This window comes from Cupriavidus sp. FW305-F7 (assembly GCF_058782875.1).
In genome coordinates this window covers 87,339-99,515 of the sequence record NZ_JBYSYC010000024.1, presented here as the reverse complement: position 1 = coordinate 99,515, position 12,177 = coordinate 87,339, and the positions used below count along the sequence as shown (strand labels likewise).

Below are 12,177 nucleotides of genomic sequence, written 5' to 3'. Positions count from 1 at the left end.
GTGCCGGCTCACATCAGCATAACCCTGGGGGACGAACCAGACTCCATGGAATGGTCCACCCCAACCAGTGAGTCAGAGTCAGCTGTTGATAATCCTGCCCGGCAGGGCTCCCGTGTGCTTGCCATGCTCAAACAGCAATTCACCGTTGACCATAACGTACTCCATCCCGGTCGGCGGAGACGACAGCCGCTTGCCGCCTGCCGGCAGGTCGAACAAGATCCGCTCCGCCATTGCCGAAGAGTTCACCGTTTGCGGATTGAATACCATGATGTCAGCTGCCTTTCCGATTGCAATTCGGCCACGGTCCTGGAAGCCAAAGAAGTCCGCCGGCTCGGATGTAATTCGCTGAACTGCGCGCTCAATGCTGATCGCCCCTTTGTCGCGGACCCAGTGGCCCAGCATGTATGTAGGGAAATTCCCCATAAACATCATGTCCACATGCGCACCTGCGTCGTGCTGGCCGATGAGCACGCGAGAGTCCGAAATGTGTCGCCCGAGAAATTCCTCGTCCGTATTAAGGATTTCCGCCAGAATGAGCAAGCAAAGGTCATCATCCAATGCAAGGTCGATCATGGCGTCCAGCGGATCTTGATCGCGTTCGCGCGCGATGTCGGCGATGGTTCTGTTCAGCAGTGTGTGCAGCTTCGGATTCTTTGCATAATGCACCGTGCTTTCTGTCCACGACGCACTGAGCAACTTCCCACCAGCGGCCAATTCAGCCTTCGCCTCCGCCCGCCATGCGGGGTCGCGGTAAAGCGCGACCTGTTCTTCATGCGTGAGGTTAAGGACTTTTCGGAACGCTTGGACATCAGCAAACATCATCGGGCTGGTGAAGCCGATTTCCGTCGTGAAAGGCATCGTCGTCGTCTGAGGCCGCGCGCCCCCACGCCGCAGGGGTTCGACTTCGTTCAGCATGCGCTCTACAGCATTCGGATCGTCATTGCGATGCAGTGCGCCAGAGTAGGTAACCGGTCTGCCTCCGCTTTGTTCCAGAAGCAGTTCGATGATTCCCAGTTCCTCACGAGTGGGCTTTGCGACACTGTCGATCACATTGAATTGCATTGCCCCTTTGTCAAGCTCGCGAAGCACTTGCGCGTACTCCCGCATCTCGGCTGCATCCGTTAATTGGCTTGGCATCGGCTTGCCCTTGTAGCCGACCTGCCGCTTCAGCGTCGTGGCGCTGAAGCCAAGCGCGCCAGCTTCAACCGCCTTCTCGATCAAGACAGCGATTTCCTTCCGCTCCTCCGCAGTAGCGGCCCGTTCGACAGACGCGTCACCGATGACGTAGCGCCGCATTGGTGACAGCGGTACGAAGGCGGCAACGTTAATGCCCAGACCGCGCTCGCGCAAGAAATCAAGATACTCGGGAAAACTCTCGAATTTCCAGTCGATCCCTGCGGCAAGGGTGTTGTAGGAAACGCCTTCCAAGACGACCAGATCCTGGACAACGGCTTCCCGGTCCTCCGGGCGACAAGGGGCAATGCCTACTCCGCAGTTACCCTGAATGACAGTGGTCACACCGTGCTCTGCGGATGCGCCCAGAAGGCCGTTCCAGCAAACTTCGGCGTCGTAGTGCGTGTGGACGTCGATCGCGCCGGGGGCCACCGCGAGGCCGGTCGCGTCAATTGTCCGGTGCGCCGCCGTCGTCACCTCACCGATTTCCGCGATGCGGCCGTCTAGGAGTGCGACGTCTGCCCGGTACGGCGCGCCGCCGGTTCCATCGATTACGGTACCGCCCTTGATCACAATATCGTATTTCATGCTAAGCCTTCGAAGTGTGTTGTAGGTTCCAGTTAAATTCGGGCCTGCCAACGTGCGGTGCAACGCACAGGTCTATCCTGGTGGAGCGCTGACGAATTCCGAGCCCTACGGGGAAGCCCTCTCCCACAGCAGCCGGAACGTATCGCGTGTGCGGGGTGATGCAACATTTAATCTGCTATTCAAAGGCCCCTCGGACCGGCGGCCTTTCTTGTTGACCTTAGTTTCCGCTTCGCGCGGATCTTTCGACTCAGCGCGAATAAAGAATGGGCTATCTTTTTACGGTAGCGATTTTTCGACACCTTTGTTCCATAGTCCATTATCTTTTTTTTAAAAAACTTCGCTTTTTGAGAAACGGTTTGGCACTGACTTCCATCGGAAAATTCCAGCCTCTCTGCCTGCGCTTGCGCACTCCCGCAGCGACCTCCGTAATCCTTCAGTTCACTTCAGTGGGGGGATATTCTTCTCTTTCGCGATCCACTGGTCGCGCGCCAGACGCTCTTCATCAAGCAAACGCCGATACGGGCGAAAGGTGAAAGTAATTAGAGACGTGGCGACAACGGAGGCTATAAAGCAGACCGTGCCAACAGAATAGCCGACCATCCTGGGGTCACCAAAGATCCTGTCCGTTACCAACGCAATGAAAGTCGGACCCGCGCCATAGCCCATTAGCTGCGCAGAGAAGGTGTAGAGAGATGCCACAACGCCCCGTATTCTTCGCGGTGTCCCAATTTGCATTGCGGCAGCGAGAATCCCCTGCGGAAAGGCGCTAAAAAAGTATGCGCACGCAATCGCACCAAGTGCGCCCTGGGCGGTGGAAGCAAGCGGAATTGCCGCGCAGCAGAGGCACATAATCGCGAAGCTTCCGCCGGCTGCACGCAAAGGCGCGTCTGCATACCCACGTCGTTGAAGCAATTGCGTCACCCAGGGGCCGGCCAGGATGCCAGCCGTGCCGAATAGTACGACAATCAAACCATAGTTGTATCCCAAGCTTGCGGGCGACAGGCCATAGTGACGGATTAGAAACGAGGGCAACCATGCCGACATTCCCAGAACCACGATACCAAGCATGCCGACACAAAGGTACATGTTCCCATAGAAGGCACGCCGCTCCCACAGAAACGAAGCAACTTCACGAAGCGAAAAATGTCGATCAGTCGCGCTCACCCGATGAGCCGGGTCGCGCCCGGGGTCACGCATGGTAAAAAGCAACGCTGCAAGCAAGAATCCTGAAAGACCGACGAATATGAACGCAAGCTGCCAGGTTGGCACCGTTTCAAAAGCGGAAGCGTTCGTTCGAAGTTTGTCGGCAAAGGCAATTACCATGCTGCCAGCTACCAATGAGAATCCGCTTCCCAATGTCGGTCCGAGCATGAAGATGCTCAGGGCTCTCGGTGCCCTTCGCGCAGAGAAGTAGTCAGAAATTAGCGAGCAGCCGGCTGGGAAGACACAGGCCTCTGCCGCCCCCACTCCAAATCGCGCTATAAAGAGTTGGAAATAAGTCTCGGCGAACCCACAAAGTATGGTAAAGCTGGTCCACGCGCAAACGCCAAAGATCAGGATGTTACGACGATGTTTAGTATCGGTAAGCCGGCCGAAAAGCGGGACTGCGATAAGATAGGCAGATACGAAGGCTGCCCCTTGAATAAAGCTCAGTTGTGTATCAGAAATCAGGAGCGACCGTTTTATCGGATCGACGAGCAGATTGAGAAGTTGACGATCGATATAGGCTAGTGAATGAGAAAGCGTTAGCAGAATAACTACATACCAGGCATAGGGCGTATCGCGCAGTTCCGCAGCGGGCTTTTCGTCAGTGGAATGCACATTGACTTCATTAGATTTTTTACCTGCTGTTTGCGTAGTTTGAATCACTGTCTCCTCCGATCGTTTTACTATCCCCTGGGACTTTTTCCCACTGGTTTGATTCGTGTTGACCGATACTGTGGCTACTGGCAAGGCGCTATCTTTGATATGCGTTGGCGGTTTTCCTTATTTACGTGCTCTGGCACAGAGATATTTGGAGCCACATTGGACGCGATTGCGCCCAGCGAGCAACCACCGACGAACACGGTCTGGCTTTCTCTGAGCGAACCGACGACCGTAGCTTGCCCGCGTGTTCCTCGCTCGGGTGTCACGCGCGTACAGTAAAACGTGGACGATGCCTCCGACACGTCCGACTTTGTCGAACACCCGAAATGGGGGCTGCTGCGACCAGAGCCATGAGCGTTCGAGAAGATAAACGCGCCAGAGGTGTGGGGGCGTGTTGTTTCCGGCGTAGCGGCCCCAGGCTGCGTTGCCGGCCAGGCCTGCCCTATTCTCGACTTCGGCCACCGCATCGATAGCCGTAAGATCGCTGCCTCATGGAAAGTAGTTTGGGCCGGCCTGGCACCCTCGTCTATTACTGTTTTTGCGCGGGAAGCTTCGACTTTTGCGAACCTCGAACGATAAAATTCACCAGCGATGTAACTTCGGAATCACTCGTGCCGGATCGTGTAGCGATGAAGATTCGACGCACCGTCCAAGCATCCGTCAGGGGACGGCAGTGCAGGTTCATAACTCGCGCAATCGGTGCTGCCGCTCTCGGTAACATGGCGATCCCCATCCCCGCAGCCACGAGGTGGCAGACGGTGTCGAAGCTACGTGCCTGCATACGTAGCCGTAGTACCCGGCCTGCCGCATGAGCGGCTTGCTGCTGCTGCTGCAGTAAGGCGGTGCCTTCCGTGAAACTGATCCAATCCTCATCGAGGGTATCGGCAAAGGCCAAGGGGCCGCTGCCGACCAGTCGATGCTCCGGTGGAAGGACGAGTAGAAGTTCATCCTGTTCGAAGGCCTGGCAATCCAGACCTTGGGTTTCTACACCCTCAACAAAGATACCCACGTCGGCGCGTCCCTCGCGCAGCGATCTGACTACGCCTTCGGACACTTGTTCTTCAAGGTCGATGCGCACGCGTGGATATGCGTGCGCGTACTTCCGCAGCATTGGTGCCAGGAACTGGCTGATCGAGGCCGTACTCGCGCACAGCCGAACCTTTGTTACTACACCGAACTTCATGTTGCTGAGTTCGTCCCCTAACTGTTCCATGGTCTGCAGGAGCTCCACGCCGTGCCTATAGAACACCCGTCCGGCGCGCGTGGGATGCAATCGACGCCCCTGTCGCTCAAAGAGTGATTCGCCCACTGCTTGTTCGAGTTCTTTCATCCGCCGGCTGGCTGCTGGCAAAGCGAGATGCGCGAGTTCGGCGGCCGCGCTCAGGCTGCCATGCTGCACGCAATCGACGAGAAGCCGGATCGAAACCAGGTCGAAACGCAGTAGGTGCTGTGTTATCTTGTTCATGCTGGAGTTTCCGCTGAGCGTCCGCTATTGCGCCCCACGATGTCCCTTTCACGACTCACAGACAGACGGACATCCGCCTTTTCTTGTCGGCTAACGCGATATCTTCTTACGAATCCATTGTCAACGATACCCGAATTGCTGCCGGCCGTTCCGAAACTGCGGCCCGGGCATCAGCGCGTAATCGGCTCTTTTCCGCTATCTGGCGAGTTTGGGGTCGGCGCCAACCTTCGCGCCTGTGCGAATTCGTCGCGGCACGCCTTAAGACCGCCGTCGCTTGATGCGACACCCGGCCACTACACCTTGAATACGACCTTTTGAATGAGGCCAATGAATTGTTAAGAAGAGGGCTCGGCGTCGATCCTCGCTTCGGACCAACCAGGAAAAACGTTGCTGTGTTGATCCCTGGGACAAAGGTACGCGTTCTCAGAGCTCCTCCTGCCCGAACTGGGTCCGGTCCAAAGCTCGTACCTTCGATCACCGATGCACGGCTGGGGTCTCTGACACGTATGCTGTTGTGCGTCGCGCCATAGATCGTCTCCGGGCGCTTCCTGCCACGTTTTCCGGCATGTCGTTGCGCGAATCGACCAAATTCGACGAGCTTAGTCTTGGTCGGCTCCAAGGTCAGGCTGAACTTCGCCAGCCGCTTGCACAAGGCCCTCTGAACTCGAAGGGCATCTTCCCGATATTGGAAACACAGCACGAAGTCGTCGATATACCGCACCAGATGGGCTTCACCCCGCAGGCGGGGCTTGACCACGCGCTTAAACCACAGATCGAGCGTGTAGTGCAGATAGATATTGCTCAGCAAGACGCTGATCGAACCACCCTGTGGTGTTCCTTCCTCGTTTGGATGCACCTCTCCGTCTTCCAGAACGCCTGCTTTCAACCAGCGTCGGATCAGACTGATCAGACGCGGATCACCGACCCGATGCTCGACAAACCGGACCACCCACTGATGGTCCAGGCTCCCAAAGAAGTTCTTCAGGTCCGCCTCCGGCACCCAGCCCACCTTTGTGCCAGCAATGACCTCGTTGAGGGTTGCCAACGCATGATGAGCACCACGCCCGGGTCGGCCACCGAACGAACACGACAGGAAGTCCTGCTCGTAAATGGCCGACAGCACTTGCGCGGCACTGCGCTGAAGCGCCCGGTCAGTTACGCAGGGCACGCCCAGCGGGCGCTTCTCCTGCTTGCCGGGCTTTGGGATATACACCCGCCGGATATCCGGCGCGCGGTATCCCCGGCGGGGAGCCGATTGAAGGCCGGTCGTCCACTCAGACACGGTGCCGAGTATCGCTGCGGGTGACTCTCATGGAGCCGCGATGCGCGCTGGGCCGGTATCGGTAGACCTCAGCAGGCTTTTGTTCGAGTGGTCGAAGGCCCCAAAAGCAAAAGCTGCTGAGAGAAAGATATGTCCTACACGAACATTCCTAGAAAATATGCTTCACACCTATCAAAGCGCCAAGCTGCGAACCTCCTGGTACTGGGTTAGAACCGACCTTAGAGGAACTAACTGATATTGCCAATTGCCCTCCGTTGCTAATGTAACCGGCCGACGCATATACCGAAGTCCGCTTGCTAAAGCTGTAGGTAGCGCGAGCGCTATACAGCCAAGCCTTATTCGCACTGCTGTGATATTTTAGGTAATAGGCCTCGCCCGCCAGCGTAAGCGCAGGCGTAATGTCATACGCAGCGCCAGCAAACCACAAGTTACTAAGCGGCGTGACACTTGCCTCATTGTCGCGACGGATGAGGCCCATGCCAACCTTCCCCTTGTCAAAAAAAGCAAAGGCGCTGAGAAATAGGCGGTCGTCGGAAAGGCTGCTCCGTGTCAGACCACCAAAAGCGCCAGGCCCGCCACGCAATGAGTCGTAAGCGGCGGAAATGCCCCAGGTCTCCGTGCTGTACTGCAGCATGGCAGACCACTCTCGGCAGGCGGACGGATCCGCAGGATTCTCACCTGGACAATTGGCGCCAGCCAGACTGGGCCCCGCGTTAACCGTATCGCGACCAAAACTATAGGTCCCGCCGACCGTCAAGCCGCCGAACTTTCCCATGTAAGCGATTGCGTTATCCGTACGAGGGTTCCCCAGGTATCCATCCAGTGAGCCGGAGCCGAAAGCATTGGGACCAAGGATATCCGCATCACCATTCACCCAGAAGGTCATCGTATTCTGGCGGCCAAAAGAGACCTGGCCCCAAGGGCCCGATAAGCCCACAAGCGCCTGTCGCCCGAACAGGCGGCCACCTTGGTTGGACACCCCCGACCCCGGTGAGAAGCCAGATTCAAGCACAAAGACGCTCTTCAGCCCGCCTCCCAAGTCTTCTGAACCACGCAAACCCCAACGTGATGGGACAGTTGACGTCGCCCCCGTCATTCTGGTCACGCTGTTGTCAGCGGTACCGATTCTATTCACATACTCCATGCCCGTGTCGACTACGCCGTATACGGTAACTGATTGCGCCGACGCGGCGAACGATGAAATAACAAGAACAGACGTAGCGAATATGCGTCTCATTAAACTCTTTTCTTTTTGATCCCACATTAATGACATAGTTAGAATTTCCTCGCTTGATTTTCTGTAATCACGCCACTTCATTGGATAAACCCAGTGCAACGTAGCCGAAATTCTGGGAACGGGCGACGAGGAGGAGTCAGATCGACCCACGGGTAAATCTCCTCTCTTAGCCAAGCAGAACAGATCCCATCGCTCGTTGCAGTCAGGCGACCAGCCCGGAAATGGCTCTCCCGAGGCATCCCGGCAGCGCGGTGTCCTCATGCCAGAGCCACTCGGGCGAACTGAGTCCCCCTTAGGGTGTCTTAGTGGCGCCTACGCGGATCCGGCCTTGCCCCGAGAAACTACTGGCTCCATTTCGGGTTGCGCGCTGCCCAAGTACAGACGCATGCCACGCACCTTCAGAGCCAGGCAAGCCGTGACAAGAGCGGCCACTATTACCGGGTACAACGGTACGCCGGGGCCGAATTCGCGCACGAGCCATGCCAGCGTCAGTGGGGCCAACCCGGCAAATAGTGCCGAGCCAAGGTTGTAGGGCAAGGCATAGCCACTCTGCCGCACATTGGTCGGAAAAAGCGACGACAGCAGGCCGGGCGTCATCGCGGTGACGCTGGCCACAGCGATGCCGGGCAGTGCGAACAACAACCCCAGTGTCCCCTGCTCCGTCACTACGCCAGGAAGCAGATAGAAGAAGCACACATCCGCGGCCAGGATTGCAATAGCGCCAATGCAAAGCGTGCGGGACCACCCTAGCGTGTCACAGATACGTCCCCACACAGGCATGGACGCAGCATAGGCTAGTGTGCCCCACATATTGGCGTGAAGCGCGTCCTGCTTGGTAATGCCATACTCGGTAACTAGGAGCGTCGGTAGATACTGAAAGAAGACAGTGGCGCCACACGACATCACAAACGACAGGCCCAAGCCGAACAGACACGCGCCTGCGTGTTCCCTAACGACGACCTTGACCGGAATATCTTTTGCAAGGTGCCGCGATTGCTTGATTTCTGCATAGAGCGGCGACTCCTGCAGGTGACGGCGTAGGTAGGCGGCGGTCATGCCGAACATACCACCCAATACGAAAGGTAGGCGCCACGCGAGCGAAGCATGTCCGGTCTTTACCGCGATAAGGCCGGATAGTGCGGCCGCACCGGTGCCGAGCAAGAGGCCCACGCCCACAACGCCATGGAGGACGCCGCCCGAAACGCCCAACTTTGATTGGGAGGCATGCTCCGACACGAAAACCGCAGCGCTGGGATACTCTCCACCCACCGCGCAGCCCTGTAGCACACGCAGCACGACCAGAGCCACCGGCGCCAGTACTCCGACCTGCTCATAGGTTGGCAGCACGCCGATCAAAAAAGTAGGCACCGCCATCAGAAAGAGAAGAAATATGAACATCTTTTTGCGGCCGATCATGTCGCCGAAGTGAGACAGCACAATGCCGGCGATGGGGCGCACTAGATACCCAACTGCGAAGATGGCAAAGGTCTGAATTTGGCTTAACCAAGGTGAAATTCCCGGTGGGAAGAACGCCTCACTGATCGACGCGGCGACGAATAAGAAGATAACGAAGTCATAGAATTCAAACATTGCGCCTAGTGCGGTTAAGCCGACCGTACGCATTTCCTTTCGGTTCAACATCTAGTTCTCCTCCATTATTTTTGTGCAGCTTTGTGAAATGGCAGCGAGCTGGACAGTCAGGGTTGCCGCTGCCTTTTAATCTTGTGTCTCGCAGCCGTCTAGCGGTCTGATTCGAGTTTGCACTTGCCGCCGTAGAGCGACAAAAGTTTCGCTGCTTCATCTCTATCTTTTGTCAACTCTGAGCGCGACTGCCATTGTCGGCAACTCAAGAGACGATCCAGCATGTGCTACGGCGCTCCAGGATGCCCTTCCCATGGGCTCCGCCGCGAAAAAGACGCGTGGCAAGCAACCTTGATTCCCCGGAAAACAAAGGTGACTCGTCCCCCCGACGAAAATTGCACGAATAAGTCCGTTCAAGATTCGAACAGGCACGGGTGATCCACGAGCTAAGAGCACAAGCGCCGTGGAAGACCCCCTATGCGTAAACCGTCCCCCCGCGGACACCTCCATGCCGCTAATGCTCGCTTACACTCCAGTTTCGATGGGACGCCACTTCAGGAAGAAGTCCCGCATCAGTGCATATGACTTCAGACACGCGCGCTCGTCGTAGCGGGCGACCGGGCCTGGAATGAGGTTCGAGTCCGTGAATGCGTGTAGCGTGTTCGCGAACACCACTGTCTGCCAGTCAACGCGCTGCTCCATCAGTTCATCCTCCAAAGCGTCTATGTCGGCCTTGCTGGTGATCGGGTCATCCGCACCATGCATGATGAGACAGCGACTTCTCAGACGGCTATCTTCCTTTGGTTGAGCCGCAAGCGGGTAAGTAATGTGAAAGAGCGCGCTCGCCTCTATGGGCAAACCGGCGCGCAACTGATCTAGAAGAACGCCTGCCCCCAAGCAAAAACCCGCGCCATAGATGCCGGAGTCTTCATCCAGGACTCCCGCCGCGCGGGCCTCTTGCGTCAAAGCTTTGAAGGCAGTCTCTCCGCAGGCCAGTGTGACATCAAGTTCTTCGTGCATCTGTCTGGCACTCACAAACCTTTCGCTTTCTTCGATAGATTTTGTGCCATAGCCGACGCCGAACATATCCGCCAGCAGGACAACAAAGTCGGTTCCTGCAATGGTTCCTGCCTGTGCGATGTTGTCTTGTGTAATACCGCGCCAGTTCGGCTGAAGAAACAGGCCTGGCCGACGACGTTTGATCGTGCCGTCATAAATGAGCATCCCCTCGAAAGCCCGACCGGCGAATTCGTAGCCCACTGGTTTCTCGACCATATCAACTCCTCTATCAATTTGACACACGAACCTTGCCGCCTGCACGCATTGCAGGCAACCCCCGCTCGCACTTCGTTCCGTACCCTGGAGCATGGATTGGAGCCCTGACTGCGGCAGATGCCGACAGTACGGTCGGCAGCAGTGAAAAGCCCCCCACGGAAAAGACGAACCCGTGAAAACCCGTATTTCAACAGGGCGGGACGGCCTGAGTCTGGCTACTGAATGCGCCCTCCCCAGCATTGGGCTGCTGATCCCTTGCCACTATGATCGGGACGCTCGCCATCTACCTGTTGATGGCAGCCGATTCATTCACGCCTGCCTATAGGAACCCAGATACTCTGTTTGCATTGCAGCAGATCAACGCTGATCTCCCTATTAATCTATGACACCTGTCGCAAGCACATTGATGGCGTTCTTGGCTTCCGCCACGAGCATCGAGGTGGGAAGATCTACGCTATTCTTGCTGGCGAGGATATCCGCCATGATGCTAACGGCGATCTCTGGTGGCGTCTTACTGCCGATGTAGATGCCCACTGGACCTCGCAGCTTCGCGATCTCCCTCCGGCTCAGTTCAAAGTGCTCTGTAAGCCGTCGGCGTCGCGCCTCGTTGTTGCGCCGGCTGCCGATTGCGCCCACGTAGAAGGCGTCGGATCCGAGCGCTTCTAGCAACGCAAGATCATCGAGCTTTGGATCGTGCGTCAGCGCGACGACACATGTGCGGCAATCGGGCCGGAGGCTTACGACCACGTCGTCCGGCATGTCGCGGACCAGCACAGTACCCGGAACGTTCCAACTGCCGAGGTACTCTTCGCGTGGATCGCACACCGTCACGGCAAAGCCGCTGAAGACGCCCATCGTCGCAAGATACTCCGTGAGCTGACCAGCACCGATCAGCAGCATCCGATATCCTGGGCCGAAGATGTTCACAAACAAGCCATCTGCGAGCGTCAGTTCCCGCAGTACGGGAGCGCGCTCTACCACCACCTGGCCGTCGTCCAGGCGCACACTCCGCTGCATCAGCCAGCCCCGCTCTAGTCCGAGCACCAGATCGTCGAGCGCTGTCCTGCAAGGATCGAATTCCAGCACGAGTTCGAGCGTCCCGCCGCAGGGAAGCCCAAAGCGATGAGCCTCGTCAGCGGACACCCCATACTGCACAAGTACGGGAGCAGATGGTGTGATCGGGTGCTGGTCCGCTCTCCGCGCATACTGCGCAATGAGGTCGTCTTCGATACACCCGCCACTGACGGAGCCCACCACCGCACCGTTCTCGCACATCGCCATGATCGAGCCGACCGGGCGTGGCGACGATCCCCAAGTTCTCACGACCGTGACCAGCATCGCCTGCCGCCCGGCGTCCCGCCAGTTGCGCAGTGTGCGCAGTACTTTCAGATCCAGGTTCTCCATGTAATAGCTCGTTGACTTCTTATTGTCCTAACCGGATGCCAATCGATATGGTCATCGACGACCCTGTCAATCAATCAGTGGCATCTCGCCTGCATTGGCTTGTGTAGTGCGGCCTTGAGGTCGCACGCATTACGCATAGTCCAGATGACAGGTAGGCTTGTCCACGAGCCTTTGACAATTGTTCCGTGCATTGGCGGTGAAGAGAGTGAAGAGAGCAATATTTCCAATGTACGGAACAGGGGCCCAGATCAAATTGACTTTGCGCCCGGAGGGGGTCGACACTCATGCACACATCAAAGAAGGAGA

At 57.1% G+C, this 12,177-nt stretch carries 8 protein-coding genes; all 8 read right to left on the bottom strand.

Going from position 1 to position 12,177, the window contains the following annotated elements:
• Positions 1-78: 78 nt before the first annotated feature.
• The 8 genes from AC3WL8_RS22305 to AC3WL8_RS22270 all read right to left on the bottom strand — a co-directional run bounded on the left by AC3WL8_RS22305 (position 79) and on the right by AC3WL8_RS22270 (position 11,871).
• On the bottom strand, positions 79-1,761 hold the full coding sequence (locus AC3WL8_RS22305) for an N-acyl-D-amino-acid deacylase family protein (RefSeq protein WP_492378853.1): 1,683 nt from the start codon (positions 1,759-1,761) through the stop codon (positions 79-81).
• Positions 1,762-2,199: 438 nt separating this feature from the next.
• Complete coding sequence (locus AC3WL8_RS22300; RefSeq protein WP_492378852.1) at positions 2,200-3,714, bottom strand: MFS transporter; 1,515 nt, start codon at positions 3,712-3,714, stop codon at positions 2,200-2,202.
• A 442-nt stretch (positions 3,715-4,156) separates the two neighbouring features.
• Positions 4,157-5,092: a LysR substrate-binding domain-containing protein gene (locus AC3WL8_RS22295; protein ID WP_492378851.1), complete on the bottom strand. Its 936-nt coding sequence runs from the start codon at positions 5,090-5,092 to the stop codon at positions 4,157-4,159.
• A 106-nt stretch (positions 5,093-5,198) separates the two neighbouring features.
• Positions 5,199-6,305 carry a reverse transcriptase domain-containing protein gene (locus tag AC3WL8_RS22290; RefSeq protein ID WP_492378850.1) on the bottom strand — a complete coding sequence of 369 codons (1,107 nt, stop codon included), beginning with the start codon at positions 6,303-6,305 and terminating at the stop codon, positions 5,199-5,201.
• Positions 6,306-6,522: 217 nt separating this feature from the next.
• On the bottom strand, positions 6,523-7,611 hold the full coding sequence (locus AC3WL8_RS22285; RefSeq protein ID WP_492378873.1) for a porin: 1,089 nt from the start codon (positions 7,609-7,611) through the stop codon (positions 6,523-6,525).
• Between the two features lie 312 nt (positions 7,612-7,923).
• Positions 7,924-9,252: an MFS transporter gene (locus AC3WL8_RS22280; protein WP_492378849.1), complete on the bottom strand. Its 1,329-nt coding sequence runs from the start codon at positions 9,250-9,252 to the stop codon at positions 7,924-7,926.
• 465 nt (positions 9,253-9,717) lie between these two features.
• A complete protein-coding gene (locus AC3WL8_RS22275; RefSeq protein WP_492378848.1) occupies positions 9,718-10,467 on the bottom strand; it encodes a dienelactone hydrolase family protein in 750 nt (249 codons plus the stop codon).
• A 375-nt stretch (positions 10,468-10,842) separates the two neighbouring features.
• Positions 10,843-11,871, bottom strand: a complete 1,029-nt coding sequence (locus AC3WL8_RS22270; RefSeq protein WP_492378847.1) for an XdhC family protein — start codon at positions 11,869-11,871, stop codon at positions 10,843-10,845.
• Positions 11,872-12,177 lie beyond the last annotated feature (306 nt).